19 protein-coding genes are annotated in these 24,981 nt (G+C 41.9%); 1 reads left to right on the plus strand and 18 read right to left on the minus strand.

The window, feature by feature from the left end; translation table 11 throughout:
* Positions 1 to 31: 31 nt before the first annotated feature.
* From BMZ99_RS04270 to BMZ99_RS04310, 8 genes are all read right to left on the minus strand, one after another.
* Complete coding sequence (locus tag BMZ99_RS04270) at positions 32 to 1,165, minus strand: acyl-CoA dehydrogenase family protein (protein WP_090933283.1); 1,134 nt, start codon at positions 1,163 to 1,165, stop codon at positions 32 to 34.
* A gap of 152 nt (positions 1,166 to 1,317) precedes the next feature.
* Positions 1,318 to 2,490: a CaiB/BaiF CoA transferase family protein gene (locus BMZ99_RS04275; protein ID WP_090933284.1), complete on the minus strand. Its 1,173-nt coding sequence runs from the start codon at positions 2,488 to 2,490 to the stop codon at positions 1,318 to 1,320.
* A 109-nt stretch (positions 2,491 to 2,599) separates the two neighbouring features.
* Complete coding sequence (locus tag BMZ99_RS04280; RefSeq protein ID WP_090933286.1) at positions 2,600 to 3,649, minus strand: zinc-dependent alcohol dehydrogenase; 1,050 nt, start codon at positions 3,647 to 3,649, stop codon at positions 2,600 to 2,602.
* Between the two features lie 28 nt (positions 3,650 to 3,677).
* The gene (locus BMZ99_RS04285; protein ID WP_217645046.1) at positions 3,678 to 4,466 is read right to left on the minus strand and encodes an SDR family NAD(P)-dependent oxidoreductase; all 789 of its coding nucleotides are present in this window, start codon (positions 4,464 to 4,466) and stop codon (positions 3,678 to 3,680) included.
* 448 nt (positions 4,467 to 4,914) lie between these two features.
* A complete protein-coding gene (locus tag BMZ99_RS04295; protein ID WP_217645047.1) occupies positions 4,915 to 6,294 on the minus strand; it encodes an MFS transporter in 1,380 nt (459 codons plus the stop codon).
* Positions 6,295 to 6,349: 55 nt separating this feature from the next.
* Positions 6,350 to 7,651 carry an MFS transporter gene (locus tag BMZ99_RS04300; protein WP_090933292.1) on the minus strand — a complete coding sequence of 434 codons (1,302 nt, stop codon included), beginning with the start codon at positions 7,649 to 7,651 and terminating at the stop codon, positions 6,350 to 6,352.
* Positions 7,652 to 7,772: 121 nt separating this feature from the next.
* Positions 7,773 to 9,185, minus strand: coding sequence for an NADPH-dependent glutamate synthase (gene gltA / locus BMZ99_RS04305; RefSeq protein ID WP_090933294.1), 1,413 nt, complete (start codon positions 9,183 to 9,185; stop codon positions 7,773 to 7,775).
* A complete protein-coding gene (locus BMZ99_RS04310) occupies positions 9,170 to 10,024 on the minus strand; it encodes a sulfide/dihydroorotate dehydrogenase-like FAD/NAD-binding protein (protein WP_090933296.1) in 855 nt (284 codons plus the stop codon). The genes gltA and BMZ99_RS04310 overlap by 16 nt, the downstream gene beginning before the upstream one ends.
* 141 nt (positions 10,025 to 10,165) lie before the next feature.
* On the opposite strand from BMZ99_RS04310, the gene BMZ99_RS04315 reads away from it, so the two are divergent.
* Entirely contained in the window at positions 10,166 to 11,179 is a 1,014-nt protein-coding gene (locus BMZ99_RS04315) for a LysR family transcriptional regulator (protein WP_175490476.1), read from the plus strand.
* Between the two features lie 69 nt (positions 11,180 to 11,248).
* Here the strand turns inward: BMZ99_RS04315 and BMZ99_RS04320 are convergent, their stop codons facing one another.
* The 10 genes from BMZ99_RS04320 to lpdA all read right to left on the minus strand — a co-directional run bounded on the left by BMZ99_RS04320 (position 11,249) and on the right by lpdA (position 24,956).
* Positions 11,249 to 13,264 (minus strand): (Fe-S)-binding protein, encoded by a 2,016-nt coding sequence (locus tag BMZ99_RS04320; RefSeq protein ID WP_090933300.1) that lies wholly within the window; start codon positions 13,262 to 13,264, stop codon positions 11,249 to 11,251.
* 50 nt (positions 13,265 to 13,314) lie between these two features.
* Positions 13,315 to 13,851, minus strand: coding sequence for a hypothetical protein (locus BMZ99_RS04325; protein ID WP_090933302.1), 537 nt, complete (start codon positions 13,849 to 13,851; stop codon positions 13,315 to 13,317).
* 139 nt (positions 13,852 to 13,990) lie between these two features.
* Entirely contained in the window at positions 13,991 to 15,175 is a 1,185-nt protein-coding gene (locus tag BMZ99_RS04330) for an acyl-CoA dehydrogenase family protein (protein WP_090933304.1), read from the minus strand.
* A 269-nt stretch (positions 15,176 to 15,444) separates the two neighbouring features.
* Positions 15,445 to 18,363 (minus strand): sigma 54-interacting transcriptional regulator, encoded by a 2,919-nt coding sequence (locus BMZ99_RS04335; RefSeq protein WP_245754812.1) that lies wholly within the window; start codon positions 18,361 to 18,363, stop codon positions 15,445 to 15,447.
* 101 nt (positions 18,364 to 18,464) lie between these two features.
* On the minus strand, positions 18,465 to 19,115 hold the full coding sequence (locus BMZ99_RS04340) for a class II aldolase/adducin family protein (protein ID WP_245754813.1): 651 nt from the start codon (positions 19,113 to 19,115) through the stop codon (positions 18,465 to 18,467).
* A gap of 75 nt (positions 19,116 to 19,190) precedes the next feature.
* The gene (locus tag BMZ99_RS04345) at positions 19,191 to 20,540 is read right to left on the minus strand and encodes a PTS galactitol transporter subunit IIC (protein ID WP_090933307.1); all 1,350 of its coding nucleotides are present in this window, start codon (positions 20,538 to 20,540) and stop codon (positions 19,191 to 19,193) included.
* A 17-nt stretch (positions 20,541 to 20,557) separates the two neighbouring features.
* The gene (locus BMZ99_RS04350; RefSeq protein WP_090933309.1) at positions 20,558 to 20,851 is read right to left on the minus strand and encodes a PTS sugar transporter subunit IIB; all 294 of its coding nucleotides are present in this window, start codon (positions 20,849 to 20,851) and stop codon (positions 20,558 to 20,560) included.
* Positions 20,852 to 20,952: 101 nt separating this feature from the next.
* Complete coding sequence (locus BMZ99_RS04355) at positions 20,953 to 21,426, minus strand: PTS sugar transporter subunit IIA (protein ID WP_090933310.1); 474 nt, start codon at positions 21,424 to 21,426, stop codon at positions 20,953 to 20,955.
* Between the two features lie 448 nt (positions 21,427 to 21,874).
* A complete protein-coding gene (gene lipA, locus BMZ99_RS04360) occupies positions 21,875 to 23,404 on the minus strand; it encodes a lipoyl synthase (RefSeq protein WP_090933312.1) in 1,530 nt (509 codons plus the stop codon).
* Between the two features lie 169 nt (positions 23,405 to 23,573).
* Positions 23,574 to 24,956 carry a dihydrolipoyl dehydrogenase gene (gene lpdA / locus BMZ99_RS04365; RefSeq protein ID WP_090933314.1) on the minus strand — a complete coding sequence of 461 codons (1,383 nt, stop codon included), beginning with the start codon at positions 24,954 to 24,956 and terminating at the stop codon, positions 23,574 to 23,576.
* Positions 24,957 to 24,981 lie beyond the last annotated feature (25 nt).

The following is a 24,981-nucleotide window of genomic DNA, read 5'->3' on the forward strand; positions in this document are numbered from 1 at the left end:
ATCCTCCCTTTGCTTAACGTATCCGATACGATTATTTGAGCATTTCTTTTGCGATTACGATTCTTTGAATTTGATTAGTACCTTCAAAAATCTGGAAAACTTTTGAATCCCTCATAAGCTTCTCAACAGGATATTCTTTACTAACACCATATCCGCCGAAAATCTGAACGGCATCTGTAGTTACCTTTACTACAGTATCGCCGCAGAACGCTTTTGTAATGGAACCTTCTTTTACTACAGGCTTATTATCATCCATTAGAATCATTGCATGATGAACTAACTGACGAGCAGCTTCCGTTTGAATTTCCATATCGGCCAAGATCATTTGAACTGCCTGGAATTGTCCAATCGGTTTTTTGAATTGAATTCTCTCTATCGCATATTTTACAGCTTCATCAATCGCAGCCTGGCAAATACCAACTGCTAACGTACCCACAAAAGCTCTTGAAACGTTCAAGGTATTCATAGCAGTTGTGAAACCTGTTCCCTCTTTTCCCAACAAATGATCCGCAGGAACTCTTACGTCTACGAAAGCTACATCTGTCGTATTCGATAACCTAAGTCCCATTTTATTTTCATGTTTGCCAACGACAATACCCGGGCGGCTTCTTTCTACAATAAACGCTGAGATGCCTTTAACTCCTTTGCTCTTATCCGTAGAAGCAAATACTACAAATACATCGGCGACTCCCCCATTTGTAACAAAGCACTTGGTAGCATTGATGATATATTCGTCTCCATCTTTAACAGCTGACGCCCTCATTGAGCTTGCATCCGACCCTGAGTTAGGTTCGGTTAAACAAAAAGATGCAAATGCTCCTGGAATGATCATGTCAGCAAATAACTTTTTCTGTGCTTCATTTCCCGCCATGATAACGGACCTTAGTGCCACGAATGTCGTAACAAGAGAAATTGCATAGCCAGCATCAACCTTGGCTAATTCTTCAAAGACAGCAGCTGTTGTCTGATAATCGAGGCCCGCTCCACCATATTCTTCAGGTATTTCCAAACAATGCAATCCCATCTCAAAAGCTGGTTTGAGAAGTTCCATTGGAAATTCACCCGATTCATCAAGCTCTTTAACATGCGGTTTTACCTCTTTAATGGCAAAGTTTCTTACCATCTCGACTAATTCTTTTTGCTCTGCGGTTAATATGTTTCCCATCTTTAATTCCTCCACTCAAATTCGATCCTGATAACCCCTACCACAGCTTAGATTTGATATGTTAAGCCTACTATATTTCATAAAATTCAACAATTTAACATTAGTAAAAGATAAAATGACTATGAAGAAAAACTAAATTATCTCCATACCAGTTAAGAAACTCCGACAGCGCCCTGTTTCACAAACAAATCAATTTCTTTCTTGTCGAACCCGAGTTGCTCCAGAATTTCTCTTGTATCCTGCCCCAAAGCTGGCGGATGTGCAGCAGATTGAAGGGAAATAGGAATCTCCGATAACCTGTAGGGCAATTTAGTTTGCAGTATCTTTCCTACGATAGGATACTCTACATATTCCATGATCCCCGTATTGGATGCCACAATATCCTTAATGGCGTCTCCCATCTTTTTTACAGGGGTGATACAAATATCTTTATCTTTCAGCCAATCCATCCATTCTGCCTGAGTTTTACTGGCAACCAGCTGATCCATTCTCTCCCAAGCCTCCGGATCTTCGTGACGACGTAAAAACTGTTTTGGTATAAGATCTTGCATACCGGTGCTATCGCAAAAAATCTTCCAAAATTTATCTTCAACCATACCAAATGACAATAGCCCTTTGTCACGGGTTTCATAAATATTGTAGCAAAGCGCGGGATATTCAATGGTCTCAGCAGAAATCTGATTTCCCTGGAAATGATATCTGCTTGTTAACAGACTAAGCCACCATACTAGTGAATCAAACATTGGTATATCAACAGACTGGCCTGCACCTGTTCTTTCACGGTGATATAACGCTATGGCAATTCCCTGAGCAGCCGACGTAGCTGTTGCAACATCTGCTAAATGCAGCGGAGAAAGCTTACCTCCGTTTAATGACAAATAACCGCTTAAAGCCTGCAAGTTGACGTCATGAATTGCTTTTAAACTCATGGGATCATCTTGCCCAAAAGCGGACAGAGAACAGTAAATGATTCGAGGATTTATTTTCTTAATTTGAGCATAGTCAATACCCAGTCTTTTTGTAACTCCAGGACGATAATTCTCAATGATTATATCTGATTCTCTAGCTAACTTCTTAAAGATATTAAGTCCATCTTCACTTTTAAGGTTAAGAGTTACGCTTTTTTTATTGCGGCATAAGGCTGCAAAATAATAACTAACATTGTTAATTTTAGGCTCATCCCCCCTGCAAAAATCGCCTTTTGCCATTTCTTCTACTTTAATCACTTCTGCCCCAAGATCTGCAAAGACCTGTGTTGCATATCCTCCTGGTAAATACCTTGTTAAGTCTAGAACCTTTAATCCGGCAAATGACTTTTCATTCATTCTGCATCCCCCCAAATTCTCTAATACATTTAGCCTCTTATCCTTACATATTGAATTTGATCCCAGCCAGCCGGGATCAAATTCAATATTCTATTTTTTCTGAAAATTATTAAGGCTCAAGTATGATCCGCAGCCCTTGTTTCTGGTCAAGTAAATCCATACCTTTTTCCCAATCCTTTAAGGGCAGTACATGAGTTGCAATTGGCCCCACATCTAAACCACCAGCAATCATGTTACAAGCTTGGAACCAATTTTTAAGATTATAAGCACGATTTCCAACAATTGAAATTTCTCGCATTGCGATCTGTGTCATCATAAGCTCGCTTGGTTTTGCGGGCAAACCAGTTACCCCGATTCTTCCCCCCTTAGCTGCCATTTGGACAGCTTGTTCAACTACGGTTTGATGTCCAGCAGCATCTAAAATCACATCTGCGCCCTTGCCGCCAGTAAGCTCTCTTATTTTAGCGACAGAATCCTCTTCGCTAGCATTGACAATAAAGTTCGCACCTAGGGTCTTTGCTGTTTCTAATCTGTCCTTATCAGCGTCAGTACCAACTACAATTACATTGCCAACGCCCATGTTTTTAAGAACAACAAGCATCAGTAAACCAATAGCGCCTGGCCCAATAACAACAGCACTCTGACCGAATTCGGGCTTCACTCTTTCAACAGCATGAATTGCCACGCAGAGAGGTTCCATTAATGCTGCATCTTTAAAGCTTACAGCATCTGGGAGTTTGATAATATTTTGCGCTCTAACAGCTACATATTGCGCAAAACCACCATCATAATCCGTTCCGAGGAATGGACGGTTATCACAGATATTGATAATTCCCTCAGCACAATAACTGCATTGTCCACAATACAGTATCGGATTTACAGTAACACGATCCCCAACTGCCATATCTTTCGTTTGGCTGCCAACTTCTGTAATAACCCCGGAAAACTCATGACCAAAGATGGAAGGGTACGAAAGCTTATAGGAGTTTGCAATTGCTGCGTTCCAGTGAAATAAAGAGTGATCTGTTCCGCAAATACCACTTGCTTTAATTTGGACCAAAACCTGGTCAGGAGCAATCTCAGGAATGGGCACAGAAGCGAATTCCATGCTATTTGGGGCAGCTTTCGTCTTTATAACAGCATCCATCATACCTTTCATAATAACTCTCTCCTTTTTATTTTAATGATTACTGGCAGGACCAACCGCCATCTAGGATCATGGTTTGACCTGTTGTATATGACGATTGGGGAAGAACGAAATAAAGAACGGCAGCAGCCATTTCATCCACTGTTCCCATTTTGTGCAGCGGAGTACGATCTAAAACACCTTTGAGCCTTTCGGGATCAGACAATAATCCTGCAACCATATCCGTCTGAACATAGCCAGGCGCTACGGCATTCACGTTAATATTATAAGGAGCCAGATCAATTGCAAGCGCTTTAGTCATCGACATCAAAGCACCTTTCGATGTGCAATATGGAACAATTCCCGGCATAGCACTAATGCCCCTTTGTGATGTCATACTTACGATTCTTCCGCCACCGTTCTTAGCCATAACCTTAGCCGCTGCCTGAGCAACAAAAAATCCGGAAGTCATATTCAGTGCAAAAAGTTTTTCCCAATCTTCTCTAGTGACATCAAGGGTGCTGCATCGTGGAAGTGCCATCCCTGAATTATTTACGAGAATCGTAATAGCTCCAAATGCTTTACATGCCTGTTCCATTAGATTGTCGATATCTGCCTGAACAGTAACGTCAGCTGGAACACCAAGAGCTTCCCCCCCGTTTTCCTTGATTGCAGTGCAAACTTCTGCCAGTTTCTCTTCTCTGCGTCCGGCGACTACTACTTTTGCACCTGCAGAGGCGAAGGTTTCTGCAATTCCACGTCCAATTCCGGTTCCTCCGCCAGTGACAATCGCTACCTGTCCCTTTAGAGGCAACCCGGCAAACCAATTTCCTTTCACTGTATTCTCCATTTTCTCTTTCCTTTCACATCGTTATTTATGTAACTCCTGTTCAAAAAAAGGTTTCGATGTTTGACCCAGAATTCTACTTTAGCTTTATGAATCTCCCTCCAAATCGATAAAGGCTTGTAAATCTCTGGGTTATACAATAAATTAATTTTAATGTGGATTAAAGCGCGAACAGGAGAAATCACCATGCATAAATAAACTAGATAAATGATCAGACTGGACGCGATCTTAACTTTACTTTTCATTTTCAATATACTATACTTAATTATTTGCAACAATTTAAGATTTATAAAGTATTGAACCATTATGAAGTAATCTTAAATTGTCAATCGTACTTTAGTTATACTAATAAGTCATAGATTATAGCTTTAAATTGCATATATGGGCGCGTAATAAAAACAGCCCACTCAACATACAAGTAGGCTGTTTCGTATTGGGCTTTTGAATCTAATTATATATGAAGCATAGACCCTTGCGAGATTTTCTCTTCAATTGGTCTAACGTTACAGCTGATTAACAAGATCATTGCACCTACTAGAGCTACACCAGCACCTACGAATAGAGCATATTCATAACTACCGAAATAATCAATAATGCACCCAGTAATGGTTGGAGCAGTGACTCCTCCAATTGTAGCAAAAGTAGCAAACACTCCAGTGATCTTCCCTGCATTCCTATGAGAAAAGACAATAGGCATAGAATAAAATCCACCCATGGTAAGGCATAAGAAACCATTGGATGCTGAGATAAGTGCGACTGCAGTGCCGACGCTGGCAGCTTGTGACCCAACTATTAATAAAATCCCAGCAGCGATCATGCCAATGACAGGATATAATTTTCGTCCAATATTATCTCCGAATTTTTTAGCCGCACAATCAGCCAAATATCCTCCCAGAGGATATGTGAAGGTTGCAACAAGATATGGAAACATAGAATACATGCCTGTTCTATCCATGGTAAGATGACGTCCGAGAGCGAAATACGTTGGTAACCATGTCATAAATAAATATAAGAGATAATTCGCACAAAAATAGGATACTGCACAGCTCCACACGGATCTGGTTGAAAAAATATCTCGTGCAGTCACGCAGGCAGCCTGACTGCAAATTCCCTGTGGTCCCTGATCAGCTCTGATATATTCCAGTTCTACTTTGCTGATTGCAGGATGTTGCTCTGGCTTATCCTTACCAAACTTCTGCCAAAGCAGGACCCAAATGGGAGCAATAAAAGCAAATGTATAGAATATACTCTGCCAATTCCAATTCTGCATAATCCAGACGGAAAGAGGCATGGTGAGAACAATTCCAATAGGCACACCCATGAGGCATAATCCCTGTGCGAACCCTGATTCCTTTTTTGGTATCCATTGCGCCACGATGGAAGAATTCGCGGGCAGACAAACTCCCTCTCCTAAGCCCATTGCTATGCGTATTGCCAGCATTAAGCCTAGCGTTGAACCAAAGGGAGTCAGAAATACAAAGACCGACCACCATAGAGCACCAATGATTACAATTTTACCACCACCAAACCGGTCGGCCAGCCAGCCTCCCAGAATTTGAGTACAGCCATAGCCAATAAAAAATGCCGTTGAGACCAAGCCGAACTCTGTAGCCGTCCAATTAAAATGCTTCATCATTACTGGACCGGCAATTGACATGCACGATCTGTCCATATACAAAACAACATAACATAGTACAATCAAAAAAATGATCTCCCAGCGTTTATTGCCAACCTTTGCATTCATAACTCTTCCTCCCCAATACTCTTTAGACACAATAGCTCGTATGACTTTGTTTAACCTGGCTGCATCGGGATGTTTAGTTTGTAACATAAGATGCTGGACAAGATTACCTGCTCCAGCATCTTTGCCAGTATCTACAATTTATTTAAATATGAGGGTCTACGGAGCGAGGGGGCAACGCAGTCTTATTTTCCACCGCTTTGACTGTACAAATAGTCAATAATATAATTGCGCCCATCACGGCTACAGCGGCACCAAAATACATAGCATAATCATAACTCTTCGTATAGTCAATAATCATACCGGTCAAAAGCGGAGCGGATAATCCTGCACATGTGCCACAAAATCCATATAAACCAATAATCTTACCAGCATTCTTCGGTGAAAAGATCATTGGCATGGAAAAGAATGGAGCCTGGGTTATGGATAAACAAAATATTGACGCGGTTATAAGTGCGATAGCACCTTCCGGACTACCTACGCGAGTTCCAAGTATCAGGAAGAAACCAGCACCAATTAAACCAATGATTGGATACATTTTACGCCCTGCATTATGTCCGAATCTTTTTGCCGCGCGGTCAGCTATAATCCCACCAAGAGGATAAGCAATCATTGCAAACATATAGGGAATCATGGTCATATAGCCGCTCTTAACAAGTGTGAAACCACGGCCATTCACAAAGTAGGTTGGCAGCCACGCAAAAAATAAGAAAAAGAGATAGTTGCTTGTAAAATAGGCCAATGCAGAGGTCCATACAGATGGGGTTGAAAAAACATCTTTTGGAGTCACGCTTGCAGCCTCACCTGAAAGCTGAACCGGACCTTTATCTGCTTTGATGTAAGCTATTTCTTCCTTGGTTATTGTCGGGTGCAGCTCCGGTTTGTTCTTACCAAACTGTGACCATAACAGAATCCAAATTGGACCAATAAAAGCGAAGGTATAAAATACCATCTGCCAATTCCAATTGTGCATAACATAGATTGCAAGGGGCATTGTAAGAGTAATCCCTAAGGGGGTCCCAATCATAACAATACCTTGGGCTGTTGCTGACTCTTTTTTGGGTACCCATTGAGCCAGCAATGAACCATTACAAGGCAAAATAACACCTTGGCCCACACCCATAATTGCACGCAGCACGATCATTAAACCAATGGTTGCCCCGAAGGGTGTAAGAAATTGAAAGATAGAGTACAAGAAAATTCCGACTACCATAATTTTGCCGCTGCCGAACCGATCGGCTAAATAACCGGCTGGTAACATCGTAAGGGCATAACCGATAAAAAATGCTGTTGAAACCAAACCAAACTGTGTAGCTGACCAACCATACTCCTGCATCATTATTGGTCCGGCAATTGACATACTGGACCTAGAAAGATACATAGCAGTATAACTCAGTAACATCAGGGTGACAATTACCCACCGTTTTTTGCCAATCTTTGAATTCATGATTTTTCCTCCTTATTTTATTAACAGTAAATGTTTACTTAACTGAATGTTGCGAAATAATAATCAATACTTTTTTTAGCAGACCGACTAAAAAGAGCATAGTTTTCATTACGCCTTAGTCTTATAAAGAGCACTCTTTTTTCCCTTGCAAATACGTATCAATAGCCGCGGCAGCTTTCTTTCCTGCACCCATGGCCAGAATAACGGTTGCAGCCCCTGTAACAATGTCACCACCAGCGAACACACCTGGTTTACTGGTTGCACCATTATCAATATCAGCAATAATATTGCCTTTTTTATTGGTTTTTAGTCCTTTGGTCGTTGACTGTACTAATGGATTAGGCCCTTGGCCAATTGCAATAATGACCGTATCGACATCAAGCACAAATTCTGAGTTTGGAGCTTCTACAGGACGGCGACGTCCAGAAGCATCTGGCTCACCAAGTTCCATGCGAACGCATTGCAGACCAATTACCCACCCATCCACATTGCCAAGTACAGCAGTTGGAGCAGTCAGCAATTGAAACTCAATACCTTCTTCTTTTGCATGATGCACTTCTTCCAGCCTTGCCGGTAATTCCTTTTCCGAACGGCGATAGACAATCGAGACCTGCTCCGCACCAAGACGTAGAGCTGTTCGGGCACCATCCATGGCTACATTACCACCACCGACTACAGCCACTCTTTTGCCAACATGAATAGGTGTTGCACTTTGCGGAAAACGATAGGCTTTCATTAAGTTGCAGCGAGTTAGAAACTCATTGGCCGAATACACACCATTCAAATTTTCCCCGGGGATTTCCATAAAGTGAGGCAATCCGGCACCTGTTCCAATAAAAACAGCGTCAAAGCCTTCTTTTTCCATCAGCTCATCTACAGTAAAAGTACTGCCAATTACGGCGTTTACAATAATCTCTACACCCAATTTACGTAAATTATTAATCTCTGCCTGCACCACTTCGTCTTTTGGCAAACGAAATTCGGGAATACCATACATCAATACCCCCCCCGGCAAATGCAATGCCTCAAAAACAGTAACTTTATAGCCTTTTTTTGCCAAATCACCTGCTACGGTCAGACCAGCAGGGCCAGAGCCGATAATAGCTACTTTTTGAGCAGCAGCAGAACACTCAATAGCCGTTATGGCTTCGCCTTTATTTCGGGCAGTATCGGCGGCATACCGTTCTAGTCGTCCAATCCCTACAGCCTCACCTTTTTTAGCCAGCACGCAGTATTTTTCGCATTGTTCTTCCTGAGGGCATACCCTGCCGCATACTGCCGGCAAACTATTCACTTCTTTTATTTTTGCAATAGCACTATCCAGATCCCCTGCTTTTACTTTTTTAATAAATGCAGGAATATCAACTTCCACAGGACACCCCTTACGACAAGGAGCAGTTTTACATTGCAGACAGCGCTCTGCTTCGGCTTTCGCAAGCTCTAGGGTATAGCCAAGAGTAACCTCATCAAAATTTTCAACTCGCGCCGTTACTTCTTGTTCAGGCATTGGATGCTTTGTTAGCAAGAGTGACATTTACATACTCCTTCCCGCTTTTCTGCGCTATATTTGCTATGTTCATTTTCATACAGCTTATACATACGCTGACGTGACATAAGTACATTAAAATCCACTTTATGACCATCAAATTCTGGACCATCGACACAGGCAAACTTATTTTCATTGCCAACCAAAACTCGGCACCCGCCACACATACCCGTGCCATCAACCATAATGGGATTCAGGCTGACAATTGTTGGAATCCCGTAAGGGCGTGTCGTTTCAGCAACAAATTTCATCATAATTACAGGTCCAATGGCAACAACAAGACGAATCCTTTTATCAGAATCTAAGAGTTCTTTAAGAGGCTCTGTAACCAGAGCTTTACGTCCTTTGGAACCATCATCAGTTGTGATAATCAGTTCATTACTGACTGCTGCCATTTTTTCCTCATAAATCAAAATATCTTTAGAGCGAGCACCAATAATAGAGATGACTTCATTGCCAGCTTCCTCCATACCACGAGCAATAGGATATACAGGGGCGATACCAATTCCGCCGCCTACACAGACTACTGTGCCGATTTTTTCAATATGTGTTGCTTTGCCAAGAGGACCAACCAAGTCCAGTAAGAATTCGCCTGTATTCAAAAGGCCCAATTCGCTTGTAGAAGCACCAACTTCTTGAAAAAGGAGCGTAATCGTACCTGTCTCCCGATTAAAATCGGCAATAGTCAAGGGAATTCGTTCCCCATTTTCATTCATCCGCAGAATAACAAATTGACCTGGCTGGGCTTTTCGCGCAATAAGCGGTGCTTCTATTTCAAGAAGTTTAACATTCGGTGCTAATTGCTGTTTCAGAAGAATTTTATACACAAGCGATCTCCTCCAAGTAAGAATAATCCATCGGCATTTGCCGTTTGTTCTTGCACATTCTTTTTGTTTTATGATAAGCTTCTTTTGCAGGAAATTAGATTCATCTTGTTGAAGTTGCAAATTGTAAATACAAAGAATATTATGAATCCTTTTCTTTTAATTAAAAGAGCAACGCTGAGCTGCCACCAGAGTGAAATTGATTTGGAAGGAGAATCCGCTATGGAAATATCCCAACTCAAGTACATGTTAACGCTAGCGAAACATCTAAACTTCTCTCGCGCCGCCGATGAGGTTTGTGTAACCCCTTCTTCATTATCCCAGCAAATAAAAAAACTGGAAGATGAACTGGGGGTCGTTTTGTTCGGAAGAACTACACGCTCAGTCCACTTAACCCCGGCTGGAGTTGAATTTATTGAAAATGCTCAAAAAGTATTATCGCAAATTTCTGAAATTAATGTCGTAATGCAAAAATATATTGTTGGTGAAAGCGGGAATATCTCCATTGGAAACTGTCCTGCACTTGGGGCTTATGGCGTTACCTCCCTCATTGCTTCTTTTCAAAAAACGTACCCGAAAATATCACTGCAGTTCTATGAGGCAGAATGTTTTGATTTATACCCTTTACTGTGTAATGGCAAAATTGATGTGGCATTTCTTACAGCCTTTGATAAGTGTAAACCTGGAAAAATACCTTTAGAGTCCTATCCTTTAGTCGACGATGAGTTGGTAATCATCGCCAATACGTCTCATCCCTTTGCGTCCAGAGAGATAATTGACTTACATGAGGCTTCGCAAGAAAATTTTTTTTCTTTTTCCAAATCTTCCGGTCTTTATTGGGACACGATTGATGCCTGTCATCTAGCCGGATTCGAACCAAGATTTTCTTATGAAACTCAATATACGGATACAATTCTGGGACTTGTATCTGAAGGAATGGGTCTTGCTATGCTTTCTTCGAGGACAGTTACGAAGAATTTACAGAAAAATATTGCCGTCATTCGGTTTAGACCAACCAAAATCAGAACTCTTTCCGTTGTTTTTCAAAAAAAGCAGAAACCACTGCCAATTATTTTAAACTTTAAAAATTTTTTTATTAATTGGATAAAAACCAATGAACTGCGTAATACCCCCTTTAATAGCAAAAGTAACGTATAATTTTAATACGGTTCAGATATGAAAGGTCGTCGGTATGCCCGATGGCCTTTAGCCTTTTCCAAACATTGTTTAAAGAATTTCTTTTTTTTGCAGGGACTGGGCAAGAATTTCTGCTATATCCAGTGTACGAACCTGTTCCTCAGCATTATGTGCCTTAGTACCATCGAGCATCATTGTCAGGCAATACGGGCAAGCCGTAGCAATAACCTCAGCCCCTGTTGATAGAGCCTCCTTTGCTCGAACCTCATTGATACGCTGCTGTCCGTTGCCGATTTCTTCCTCCATCCAGTTGCGCCCCCCGCCAGCGCCGCAGCAAAATGCCTCTTTCCTGCTGCGCTCCATCTCAATCACGCTTACTCCCGGTACTGCCTGCAGGACAGAGCGAGGTGCCTCAAACACATTGTTGTGACGTCCAAGATAGCAGCCGTCATGATAAGTCACCTTTGCATCAAAGGGACCATCTACTTTAATTTTGCCACACCTGACAAGGTCGGCAAGAAGTTCCGAATGATGGATGACTTCAAATTCACCGTTAAAATCGGGATAATCATTTTTGAGAGAATTGAAGCAGTGAGGGCAGAGAGTAATAATTTTTGTAACCCCCATTTCCTTAAATAACTCCACATTTCCTGCAGCCAATGGCTGGAACTCAAATTCGTTGCCCATCCGGCGGATCGTCTCACCGCAGCATGGCTCATCATTACCTAGAACACCATAATTCACTCCTGCTGCATTCAGAACCTTTACCAACGATCTGCTCACCGCCTTAGCCCGGTTGTCATAGGCTCCAGCACATCCCACATACAGCAGATACTCAGCCTCATCGGACCATACAGGAACTTCCAATCCATTCATCCAATCACCCCGGCTGCTGCTGGAAAGTTTCCACGGATTGCCGCTTTGGTAGCAGTTGAAAGCACGCTGCACATCTTCTGGCATTCGGGCTTCAGTCATAACCATATAACGCCGTAGATCAACAATTTTCTGCACATGCTCATTGGAAACAGGACAGGCTTGTTCGCAGGCACGGCAGGTCGTACAGGACCAGATGAACTTGTCGGAAAAAATCCCTTCCACAATCATCTTATCGAGAATGGACTGCTCAGCTTCCGTAAATTGAGGCTTTTCCTCTCCCGCAGCTTTAATTTTATCCAACAAAGGTGCCTTCTTTTCCATATGGGCGCGCAGCTCAACATGCAGCGCACGAGGATCTAGAGGTTTACCAGTCTGAAATGCCGGACACTGTTCTGTACATCGGCCGCATTGCACGCAGGTGTAGGTATCAAAAAGCTGTTTCCAGGTAAACTCTTCCACTTTATTAACTCCAAAGGTTTCCGCTGTTTCATCTTCAAAATCAACTTTCTCTAGAGAGCCTTTGGGACGTAAAGTATGCCAAAATGCGTTGGCTGGCGCAAATGCCAGATGCAGATGCTTAGAGTGAGGAATGAGTACTCCCATCAAACCCATTGCCAGGAAATGTGTCCACCATGCCCCCGTTGCTATGATTTCAAGAGTTGCAGGCGAATGCTGTCCCAGCAATCCTGATACAAAATTAGAAAAAAAGGCACTGCCGCGAATACCGGCATTTTCTCCAAGTGCAAAACTGGCACCATTATATAAAAGATCTCCGGTGACGATAAGACTAATGAAGCCAAGAATAGCAAAAGCTTCCACAGAATTATTGATACGATCCGGTTTCAGTACCGTACGCCGAAGTATCGCCACAATAACCCCCATATATACAAGCAGCAGAAAGCTCTCTTTCAACCCGATAAACAGCCAATTGTCACCAATAAATGGCACTGGAACGCCAAACAGCCCTTCCACTGCCAGATTCATCGCACCAACACCGAGCACGATAAACCCCCACATGATCATAACATGGGCGAAACCAGAAATAGGATCCTGTATCACCTTATCCTGGCCTACGACATTTGTCAGAAAGTATTTCAGTCGATCGTTAGGTCGATCATTCCTGTTCTCTGGTTTTCCATGAAGAGTATTTTTGAACCTGCGAAGAATCATATACGCCATCGAGCCAAAAGTAACCCCCATCCAGGCTAAAAAGACTACGATCTTCACCATAATCAACCACTCCCTCTTCCAATCTTCAATTCATTTCCTATGCATACAGACTAGGACTGCAGCTTAAAATAGTCCGATACCCTATCTAAGGGAACCTCTAGTAATCCTATTGTTTTGCTATATAAATAGATGATAAAACCTCGTTTACAGCGAAAGACACACTGCTGGCAGGTGCTTCTGTTGCAATACACATAAGCGTCCTCATCGGATAAAGGGAATACCACGGGCGGCTGCTTCTTTGAAGTCACATACTTCATGTAACCTCCGACGAAGGTCTTTAGCAAGATCCACTCTGGATTGTTTTCTGGCGGTTTCGTTTCCCAAAATACTTGCACCGCATTCTGATTGAAACCTCCAACAATCTTGTAATCTACATTAAAATCAGCCGGTACATCCTCTAACTGCTGCGGTTTCAACTGTTCCATGGACGTGCCGCAGCAAGCTGGTTCTTTAGCTGGCATATCATAGCCCATTCCCTGGTATAGCCTGCTGCAATAACTACAGCGATAGATTACCATATCGGGACATTCCGGCCAGGGCTTTCTGGCTGCCTTGCTTCTTAGCGGCCCAAATTGCAGTTCTGCCAATTTTCACCCCTCCCAGTACATTCTGAAATCGTTTTTTATCTATACAGAATGTGATCTGCTGGTTTTGGCTTTTTCCCAATACTATATTTTTCAAAAGGGGCATCGGCCTTAATGCCGATGCCCCTCTGGCATTTCCGGATTACTCCTCATACTTTAAAATACCACCATGTGCTATCGTCTGGCGGGAAATGGTAATGCGCTGTACAGTTGGAGTACCCTCTTCCAACCACATTGCACGGGAATCGCGATATAGACGTTCAACCGGACCATACTCGCAATCTTCAAAATATCCAATACCACCAAAGATCTCCAGCATTTCATCACCACATAGTTTAGTGACTTGGATACTGAACAGTTTGCACATAGCAGCCTTCTCTTCAATATATTCTCCTTTAGGATCCTTTTCATAGTCCTTAGCAAAATCATAAACCATAGTTCTCAAAGCATGGATATACGTAGCCATGTCAGCAATCTTCATTCTAATCGCCTGACGCTCAATAATGGGTTTGCCAAAAGTAACACGATCCTGAGCACGCTTAAGGCTTATTTCCAACATACGCTGAGCCATTCCTAAATTGCTGGCAGCAATATGGACACGGGAAACCGATAGAGAATGAATCGAAATATGAAGTCCGTCACCGATTTTACCGAGTAAGTATTTTTTGTTTACTCTCATGTTCGTAAACTTTAAACCGGTATGTCCCGAACCACGGCAGCCCATCATATGGGGCATGGGAGTCGTTTCATAACCCGGAGTATTACAAGGAACCATAAAGGTAGAGAGACGGTGCTCTTTATCCGCTTTCGGGTCGGTAACACAAGTAATATAAGCATAATTGCAGCAATCCGTATGGGAAATCAAAAATTTTTCTCCATTAATGACGTAATCGTCGCCGTCTTTTACAGCCAATGTTTGAAGATCGGCACCAGTTCCGCCTTTTTCTTCGGTAACGGCCCAGCAGGTGAATACAGATCGATCTTGGAACCCAGGCATCAATTCAGCCTTTAACTCTTCGGTACCAAAATCGTACAGGGGTCGCCAGTTTAAATCCATGGCATAGTGGAGATGCATGCGCATTCCGCCTGGTCCACGACTAAATTCTTCCTGAACCTTAAGGATTTCCAGTTCGGAGAGACCCCATCCTCCATACTGCGTTGGAAGGGAACAGCGATACAAATTATTTTTGATACCGAGTTGATAGAATTCCTCGGGGAACACATTCGTATCCTCAATTTCTTTCTGCATTTCATCGAAGCGCCCCTCGGTCAGTGCACGAATCTGCACCAAATAGGCTTTAAATTCTTCCTGCGTTAGCTTACTCATATTTTCCTCCTTCAGTTTACAAAGTACAGACTATATAAACTAATCCTTCTGTAGTCTGTGTTCTTACTTCCCTTGTTCAAATGTACTATACTTTATAATGTATAACAATTTAGTGTTTATAAAGATTGTAAATATTGTGAATATTGATTAAACAATAGATACTTTCTTTAGCCCTGCTAATCAATCACGAAGACACTAAAAAGCCAATCTGCTTCTTTAGCACCTAAAGGAGTAGATTGGCTAAGTAGTCTTTCAACTATGGACTTGTACTAGTGTGCCAGGATTCGTTTTGCTTCAGCTGGTGTACGAGCTTCAAGCAAACAATCAACAATTTCATCATTTATTAATTTTCCACCAAGCTCTTGAACAAGTTCTCTGCCATCAGTAGCGACAGCAAACAAACAGACAATATTTACCCAGTAATTCTCCCCCCATGGAATGGCTTCAGGAAAGATCGCCAGTGCAACTGATGTTTGATTTACATATCTTGGGTCTTCACCATGAGGAATGGCTACTCTCAGACTTAAAATCGGTACTCCAATTAACTCCCTCTTAACCACATCTGTTGCAAATTCAGGCTTAACCAAACCTTTAGAAAGCAAACTTTGTGTAAGTAAGTCAATCACTTGCGGTTTACTCCATTCCGGATTAGGATAAAAAATTAAATCTTCTTGGATAACTTCAGCTACCGTTGTCCGTCGACTTGATGAATACTGCAGGATAGATGCTATATTTCCCTTTACGATTTGATCAACCGTAATAAAAGGAACCCCAGGCAAACCAGGATCTAGCGTCCCAACTACAGCTTTAACCAAATGAGTTTTCATAATCTTTTGAACTTCATTTGCAAATGTTTGCCGATCTGCTAATCCCAAGCAAATTATTTCGATTTGTCCCTGTTGCCTGCCAAGCTGCCGTTCAATTTCCTTCTGTAATTGCATAGCCGCTCCTTTTCCTGTAATGCAGATCGTCAGAATAGCGGACTTACTCTTATTTAAGGATACGTTATCTTGCGGCAATTCTGTACTTAAATACTCAGCGCTTAAAGAAGGCTGCCCCAATATTTCCGCCAATTCATCTAGCTCTGTATCGGGAAGTAACGCCCGTCTAACTGCTTCAATTACCATCATCGTATATACAGGTCCTACCGACCGAGTGGGAATGCCAGTTATGGCAGTGATCTTGCTGCCAAAATTGGCTAGCGATCCCATATCAACAAGTAAGAGTACACCCTTGCCTTCATTCATTTGCATAACAATTTCAATGGTACGCTCCAACGCTGTTGCTGAACTTTCATCCAACGACATTTCAACTGCTTTAGCATGGTTAACTCCTAACAGTCTGTTAGCAACTTCCGCCATTCCTACTGCCACATGCCCGTGGGATAACACTAAAATTCCTACCCGCCCATCTGCATCTTGCCGGCAATACATTGTCAAATATAATGTGATAAAACCAATTTCTTCTTCTGGCAGTCTCACCCCTGTTTGCCCTAGAAAACACTCTGCCATTTCCCGGGCTACGGCAAATTCACGGGCATATTCATATTTTGTTTTTTCCAAATGCGGATTAATAATTCGTTTATTTTGCTTGATTCGTTTCAGTGTTTCCGTTAAATGAATGGATAATCCTACAACGATTTGTTCACTTGGACGGTTTAAAATATTAGCAGCTTTCTCGATCATAGCTTCAACGACATCTACCATCACTTTATCAACTACTTTATATAAATCAGCTTTTACAATAGGCTCCGGCGAATCATTGGCCCTTTTTATCCACTTCCAGAGCTTCGCTTCCAACTCCGCTCCAATGGTCCGGTTGATTTCTTCTTGAGAAACACCCTGCATAGAAAGCTTCCCATATTGTTCCTCAATATAAGAGTAAATTTCTCGTGGTACTGAGTACAGCTCATCCACATATACCATATTTTCTTTTCCCGGCAAAATTTCGCAACTAGTAATTCGTAGTTTCTCAATTTTATCGCGCTGATGCTGAAGCTTAAGCAATCCACGCCGTACATGTGCAGGCAGATTGGATACCGTAATATAGAGTGCCTTGCTGCCGCTGGTAATGAGATTCAAGAATCCTCTGGCACACGCTACCTGTATATCTGCAGATAACTGTCCAATATTACTGGAACAATCATAAAGTAAAAGTGACTTTAACGCATCAGCCTCAATATTTAAGGTATTCCCGGTGCGCTGTGCTTCAAGTTTAAAAAAATAGTGAATCAATGCTAATCTTTCCTGTAAGGGTCTCTCCTGAAGACTGGGCAGCTCTATAACCATAGGCACCCTACGACGAAATGTAGCCAGTAAGGCGGCTGACTGCACCTCTGTCGTAGCCATAATTAACATAACCGCTACATGGCGCAGACTTTCCGTTTCCCCCATCCGTCGAAACTTTCCTTTATCAATAAGATAAAATAAAATTTCCTGCCCTTCTGGCGGCAGTCGGTGTACCTCATCTAAGAATAGAATCCCACCATCCGCTTTTTCAATAAGCCCTTCTTTAGAACGCTCAGCACCAGTAAAGGCCCCTTTCATATGACCACACAACTGGGAGAGCAATAGCTGCGGATTATCGGCATAATCCGCACAATTAAAAACTACAAAGGGGGCCTTTATATTTAACCGTTCTGAGTCCACGGCAAAACGATACATCGCTTCTGCCAGGTCGCTTTTTCCAACTCCAGTTGCACCTAACAGCAATGTATGAAGTCCTTTAGGAGGATATAAAATAGCTGCTTTTGCCTGCTCGATAATCGGAAATAGACTTCCCTTCTGACCAATCAAGTTATCAAATGCAGTACTGATAAATTCTTTGCCTCCATTTTCAACAACTATACCTACATTGGAAGAAAAGACATCTCTTTTTATTTCTTCCATACGATACACTGCATTGCTTAGTAATTGTTCTATTGTAAAACGGGATACAGAAAATCCCATTTGCTGTAATTGTCCCGTTACTCCTCGTTTTGATATGCCCGGATTGCTTTCTAGGATTTGCCGAATGCTTGCATATAAAATGGCTTTTCTCCGCTCTCTAGAGTCAGGGATCTTCAGCTTTTGCCGCAAAAGGGTAGTTTCACCACGGGAAATAGACAACTTCTTTGCCAATGCTTCATCCGTATAAGGATTTTTTCTATCCTCAGCATCAATTAAAATTTGTAATCGTTCTTTCTTCATCCCTATTATAATCTCCCCTTTGCAGCATTCTATTGAAAGCAGAAGATCCTTCCCCTTCTATATGCTGTCATATAAATGTAGCATGCAGAAGTTAGATATGCCTAGTCATTTTGCCCATATTCATATAAAAATACATTCCTTGCCTTTTCGATTTCTGATGGATCAAGAGGTATGGGATTTCCTTTGCATTTCGCTAAATGATATACTTTTGCTCCATCTTCCAGCATTACTGCGGCAACTAATGCATGTCTAACCGATATGCCCACAGCTATTACTCCATGATTCGCTAGTAAGCAGGCATTTTTATCGCCGATTGCTTCTATTACAGCAGATCCAATTCCTCCCTCACCAACTGGACTATACTTTGAAATAGGAACACTGCCGCCGACTTCGTTTGCCAGAGTAGTACTGCAGCAAGGAATTTCTTGATGCAGCATGGCAAAACTGCAGGCATAAGGCGAATGAGTATGTATAATACCATATAGATTGGGTTTATTTATATATATATATAAATGGTCTTTCAAATCCACAGAGGCCTTCCATTTTCCCTCTATCATATTTCCTTTGCTGTCTACGATTACAATATCCTCTGTACTTAGTTTTTCATACTCCATGCCACTTGGAGTAATCGCTATATATCCGCTTTTTTTGTCTCTGCCGCTTACATTACCTCCTGTTAGTGTTACTAATCCATAGCGAACTAATTGCACCGCTGCCTCCAATACTTCTTTTCTAAGCTCCTCCAGCATCATATCTTTTCCTCCTTACGATTTACTTGCTAGATTGCTTGCCGGATATAAAAAGAACCGGCAAGCAATCTAGCAATACTATGCTTGTATATCCTCATGTGCATCTCTACGCTTCGTAATTTTGCTATTGATAACGGCCATCGCTCCAATAACAGCTACCAAGACAGCCACGCCAACAACCTTTAAACCAGTCAGCTGCAAAATAATCCAAGTAAGAGGATTAGCTCCATCACAAATAGAAGCGATCTGTGTAGCACCACTCGGCATTTTGAAATTAGCATTTATGGCAAGCTGAGTATGTAATGGCGCCATATCCGTAGCAATTAATAATCCGATCGTAACCATGACCAACCCTACAATAAAGGTTCTAAAGACATTGCCTTTGGTTACAGGAACCACCATAGCCAGCATGAAGGGAAGTACTGCTAAATCGGCAAAGGGGAGTACTCGATTTCCAGGAAGAACAGCGGCCAAAATGATGGTAATCGGTACAAGCACTAAAGCAGCTGCCATGCAAGCAGGATGTCCAATAGCCACAGCTGAGTCCAATCCAATATAGATTTTCCCAGCATTCTTAAACCGCTTCTGAATAAATTCTTGTGCTGAATCAGAGATCGGTAAAAGCCCCTCCATAAGCATAGAAGCCATTTTGGGAATCAGCACTAAACATCCTCCCATTGTAATACCTACCGTTAGAATGGTTTTTACGTCATATCCTGCAAGAGCACCAATAATCAAACCTAATATACTGCCAATAATGAGAGGTTCACCAAATATTCCGAATTTTTCTTGTAATGATTCTGGATCAGCTTTGACATCCCGGATGCCAGGAATCATATCAATGACCTTATTAATTACAATAGCAATAGGAACATAGGCTGCTGAAAAACCATGAGGCAGAGAAACACCAGGCAATTTGTTGTATTCTTCTACTCCAGGGGCTGTCCAATCTGCCAGATAAAACACAATGATCATATTAACAACCGCTGCAAAACCACCCCACAATATGCTGTCGGTAGCTGCCGTAACCAAGGCGCCCGTAAAAGCAAAGTGCCAATAATCCCAAATATCTACATCCACTGTTCTTGTCTGCTTTGTAATCAAAAGTATAATATTGACGATCAATCCAATGGGGATAATGATTGCTCCTACAGTCGACGCAAAGGCAATAGCTGCAGCAGCTGGCCATCCTACATCAATCACGGTTAATTGCAGTCCTAGCTTTTCTACCATAGCATGCGAAGCCGGGCCTAGCGTACTGGTTAATAAACCGATAACTAAGTTTAACCCAATGAAACCTACACCAACCATTAAACCTGATCGAATCGCCTTGCTTAACTTAGCACCTAAGCATAGTCCTAATATAGTAATAATAATTGGCATCATAACACTAGCCCCTAGGCTGACAATGTAACTTATAATTTCCATGTATGATTCCCCCTCAATTAAATTTTGAGATGATCAATAATTTCCTCTACTACTTTATCCACCCCAATTCCAGTTAAAAAAGCTGTTCCAGTTACTACCGGAATATTAATTTTTGCAGATACCTGAGTTGTCGCCACCACTAAGTCATTGTCTGATGCCATAGATGCTATTTCCGCAATTTTACATTGATTAATCCTTACTTGTTTCAATTTGCCTCTTTTTTCGAGAGCATCCTTTAATTTATTAACTGCCATTGTAGAGGTGCATACCCCAGTTCCACACGCAACCAAAATTCTTTTTTCTCCAGCCATATCTTTTTCCTCCTCAAGTTTGAACTATACTTTTACCTTATTTCCAATCATAGTCTCTGTTTACTATAGAATTCTCCTTTCCTCCTCTCTTTTGTTTCTTCTTAATCAGCAAGGGCAGAAAGCAATAACTGATACGTAGCACTTGTACTTGTTTTAGATGCCAAATCATGCAGAAGATCTTTATCCTGAAATAAACCTGCTAATTTTTGCAGGAATGCAGGCTGTTCATGAGCATTTTTTAATGCCAGCATAAATATAATTGAAACCTCAATCTCCACTTTAGGATTCTCCATATTGGCAAAGCGAACCGGCTTTTCTAACACGCCTACTGCCATAGCACATTGGATGACATGTTCTACATCCGTATGGGGGATAGCCACATTTATTTCGCCCGTGCATAATCCCGTGGGAAAAGTTCTCTCCCTTTTTTTGACTGCCTCTAAATAGGTATCCTTTACAAAACCGTATTGTTCCAAACTAAGTGCCAGCTTCTCAAATGCATCCTCCCGGTTTCTTGCTACAAGAGGCACCATCATTAGCTCTTCCTTTAGCAGCAACGTAAAATCCACTATCATCAAACCCTCCTTTGACTCAATCTTATTTTCTTGTTCATGCATCATTACAATAGAATCCCATTGTCTATAAGCGATTCTGATATTATATATTGCAAATGGCGTGCCAAACAAAATATACCATTGCAATCACATATACACGCGATAAATAGTCTGAATTTCTCTATTGTTCGATCTTACAAACTTGCATTTCGGATTGTTTTTTTTACAATTTATACCGATACATCGTGTCAATAACATTATCTGCCGATGTTCTCGCTAAATGGCTTTTTTAGTTATACTACAAAATACAAACCAGCATAAGTATTTTGAAACGAATCAATTCTATTGTACGATATACAAAAATGCCGGAATAACAACTTTACAGTGTTTTCCGGCAATAGGATTTTTGATAGCGACATTACATATGAGCTTTGAAACTGTATCTTTAGCAGATGATCCACTATTTGTATTAAGAAGAAAGTCTTATTTTCGAAGAAAATCCTTCTGCAGCATGGTAAGAAGAGCGTACCAATGGACCACAGGCGGCATGAGAAAAACCAAGTTGCTTGGCTATTTGCTGGTAATATTGAAACTGCTCCTGTACTATATATTCTGCAACTGGAATATGCTCTGGGGAAGGAGCCAGATATTGTCCTACTGTCAAGCTGTCACAACCTACACTGCGTAAATCAGCCAGCGTAGCAGAAACCTGAGCTGGTGATTCTCCCAGTCCAACCATAATCCCAGACTTGGTTACGATTTGAGGAGCATTTTTCTTTACGTATTGCAGCACATCTAAAGACCGCTGATAATCAGCTTGAGGACGCACATGAGAGTATAGGGCGGAGACGGTTTCCACATTATGATTGATTACTTCCGGCTGAGCAGCAATAATGACGTCTAAGGCACTTTCTTCCCCTTGCAAATCAGGAATCAAGACCTCAATTAAGGTTTCTGGAGAAAGCTCACGGATTTTTTGTATGGTTTGTGAGAAATGGACAGCCCCCCCATCAACAAGATCATCACGTGTAACGGAGGTAATCACTACATAGTTCAGCCCTAACTTCCTCACCATTTGAGCAACACGCTGGGGCTCATCTTGATCTACAGGCTGTACAACACCTTTAGGAACAGCGCAAAACCGACAGCGCCTTGTACATTGGCTCCCTAATACCATAAATGTAGCTGTCCTCGACGCATAACACTCACCAATATTAGGGCAATGAGCCCCAGAACAAACTGTGGTCAAAGAGAATTCATCCAACATCCCATACATCTCTTTGACATTGCTATTTCCTGAAACATGCCCCTTGAGCCACGATGGTTTTATTTTTTCTCCTAACCAGCGTCCTTCTGCTATCTCCCAATGATCAATACCGAATACAGCCATAAAGTGAGTGATTATTGTTTCTCGTACTGCCTGCATTTGGGGTGCTTTTCCCAAGATCTTCGCCATACTGGTCACGCCTCGCTCCGTAATTCCACAAGGTGTAATCAATTGAAAATAGGATAAGTCAGTGTCAATATTGAGAGCAAAGCCATGATAGCTCAGCCAGCTTTTCATACCAATGCCAATGGCGCAGATTTTTTCCTTTCCTACCCATACTCCTGTATATTCCTCATCTCTAACTGCGTTAATTCCATAATCCCTCAAGGTGAGAATTATGACTTCTTCCAGTTTTTCCACGTAAGCATGAACATCTTGACCATAATGGCGCAGATCCAGCAGGGGATATCCTACTAACTGTCCTGGTCCATGGAAAGTAACATCTCCGCCCCGATCCACCTGGCAGACTTCACAATCCTTGGCTTTAAGCACAGCATCACTTGCAAGAATATTGGCCCTTTCTCCTTTGCGTCCTAGCGTGATTACAGGAGAATGCTCCAGCAATATTAATGCATCTTCGTTGATCTGCCCCTGTCGCCTCCCTTTGACGAAAGAGTGCTGAAATCCCCAGCTATGCTGATAGGGGGTAAGCCCCCAATTTAATACAATCACAACTCCACCTCCTAGACCACATCAAATTCTAGCATGTAAGAGAAATTGATGTATCCTTAAAACATATAAAACAAATCGAACCACAAAGACGCAAAGTACACAAAGAGTTTAACACCACATAGGCTAAGCCTTTCTTACAACCATTTGCTTGAAATTCGTCAGATTACAGCTACTTTCCTATAAAGTGTATGCCTTGGCCCATTGCCACGTGAGCGGCCTCCATAATGGCTTCTGACAAGGTAGGATGAGGATGAATCACATGGGCCAGCTCTTCCAGAGTAGCTTCCATGGATTTTGCTAATATGCCTTCTGAAATCAGATCCGTTGCATGAGGTCCAACAATATGAATTCCCACAATTTCACCATACTGTTCCTCACAAATTATTTTTACAAAGCCAGTTGTTTCTCCATAAGCCATGGCCTTGCCGCTCGCTTGAAATGGAAATTTCCCTACTTTTATATTGCCGTATTTTTCTTTGGCTGCTTGTTCATTCATCCCAACCCAAGCAACTTCCGGATTTGTATAAATGCAAGAAGGAATGGCATCACCATCGTAGGAAGAATTGATTCCTGCTGCGTTTTGGGCTGCAACGATTCCTTGGGCAGAAGCCACATGTGCCAGTTGAATACCGCCTACTACATCTCCGATCGCATAGACTCCTGAAATACTGGTTTCCATTTGTGCGTTTACTGAAATCCCCTTTTTCCCGTGTAAATGCAGATCTTCAATTCCTGCAACGCTCGCTGCCCGCCCAGTTGAAATCAGCACTTTTTCCCCTTCTACTCTATAACCTATAGTATCGATCTGATACTCAACTACTAAATTAGCTTCTGCTTCTGCTATCTTGCTTACTTTAGCATTGGTAAAGAAAGTCACGCCTAACTTCTCCAAAGAATTTACCAGCACTTTTACCGTTTCTTGGTCTGCCATCGGTAAAAGAACAGGCATCATCTCAATGATGGTTACCTTGCAGCCAAAGGTCTGCATTAAATAAGCAAATTCCAAGCCAATAACGCCGCCGCCAATAATCACCATGGATTTTGGAATAACTCCCAAATCTAAGGCTTCATCGCTGGTTATAACCCCCGGAAGATCAAATCCGGGAATCGCTGGAACAAAAGGCTTTGATCCTGTAGCCAAGATTAATTTCTCGGTTGTAATCGTTGTTGTTCCTAATTTTTCATGAACTTCCACTTTGTGCGGGGTAATCACTTTACCGCTTCCACTATATAAATCAATTTTATTCGCTTGAATTAAGCCCTTTACACCATTAACCAGCTGTTTTACAATGCCATCCTTACGGGCAAAAACTCTCTTTGCATCCACACTGACAGAGGAAGCTTCTATACCAAACCCTTTTGCCGTATTGATCGTTTCATAGACTTCTGCACTTCTAAGCAATGCCTTGGTAGGAATACATCCCCGATTCAGGCATGTACCCCCTAGAGAATCTTTTTCCACCAATGCCACTTTTAGTCCGCATTGAGCAGCTTTAATAGCCGCTACATAACCTCCTGGACCTCCTCCTAGTACTACAACCTGATAGTTCATCTGTTTTCCTCCTTAAAAGAAACTC

This window comes from Pelosinus propionicus DSM 13327, assembly GCF_900114615.1.
In the GTDB taxonomy this organism is placed as follows: domain Bacteria; phylum Bacillota; class Negativicutes; order DSM-13327; family DSM-13327; genus Pelosinus; species Pelosinus propionicus.

Bases quoted from the DNA above. Each gene is read 5' to 3' on its own strand.
- BMZ99_RS04270 (WP_090933283.1), bottom strand. From the start codon at position 1,165: ATGGGAAACATATTAACCGCAGAGCAAAAAGAATTAGTCGAGATGGTA.
- BMZ99_RS04275 (WP_090933284.1), bottom strand. From the start codon at position 2,490: ATGAATGAAAAGTCATTTGCCGGATTAAAGGTTCTAGACTTAACAAGG.
- BMZ99_RS04280 (WP_090933286.1), bottom strand. From the start codon at position 3,649: ATGAAAGGTATGATGGATGCTGTTATAAAGACGAAAGCTGCCCCAAAT.
- BMZ99_RS04285 (WP_217645046.1), bottom strand. From the start codon at position 4,466: ATGGAGAATACAGTGAAAGGAAATTGGTTTGCCGGGTTGCCTCTAAAG.
- BMZ99_RS04295 (WP_217645047.1), bottom strand. From the start codon at position 6,294: ATGTTACAAACTAAACATCCCGATGCAGCCAGGTTAAACAAAGTCATA.
- BMZ99_RS04300 (WP_090933292.1), bottom strand. From the start codon at position 7,651: ATGAATTCAAAGATTGGCAAAAAACGGTGGGTAATTGTCACCCTGATG.
- gltA (WP_090933294.1), bottom strand. From the start codon at position 9,185: ATGTCACTCTTGCTAACAAAGCATCCAATGCCTGAACAAGAAGTAACG.
- BMZ99_RS04315 (WP_175490476.1), top strand. From the start codon at position 10,166: ATGAATCCTTTTCTTTTAATTAAAAGAGCAACGCTGAGCTGCCACCAG.
- BMZ99_RS04320 (WP_090933300.1), bottom strand. From the start codon at position 13,264: ATGGTGAAGATCGTAGTCTTTTTAGCCTGGATGGGGGTTACTTTTGGC.
- BMZ99_RS04330 (WP_090933304.1), bottom strand. From the start codon at position 15,175: ATGAGTAAGCTAACGCAGGAAGAATTTAAAGCCTATTTGGTGCAGATT.
- BMZ99_RS04335 (WP_245754812.1), bottom strand. From the start codon at position 18,363: ATGAAGAAAGAACGATTACAAATTTTAATTGATGCTGAGGATAGAAAA.
- BMZ99_RS04340 (WP_245754813.1), bottom strand. From the start codon at position 19,115: ATGATGCTGGAGGAGCTTAGAAAAGAAGTATTGGAGGCAGCGGTGCAA.
- BMZ99_RS04345 (WP_090933307.1), bottom strand. From the start codon at position 20,540: ATGGAAATTATAAGTTACATTGTCAGCCTAGGGGCTAGTGTTATGATG.
- BMZ99_RS04350 (WP_090933309.1), bottom strand. From the start codon at position 20,851: ATGGCTGGAGAAAAAAGAATTTTGGTTGCGTGTGGAACTGGGGTATGC.
- BMZ99_RS04355 (WP_090933310.1), bottom strand. From the start codon at position 21,426: ATGATAGTGGATTTTACGTTGCTGCTAAAGGAAGAGCTAATGATGGTG.
- lpdA (WP_090933314.1), bottom strand. From the start codon at position 24,956: ATGAACTATCAGGTTGTAGTACTAGGAGGAGGTCCAGGAGGTTATGTA.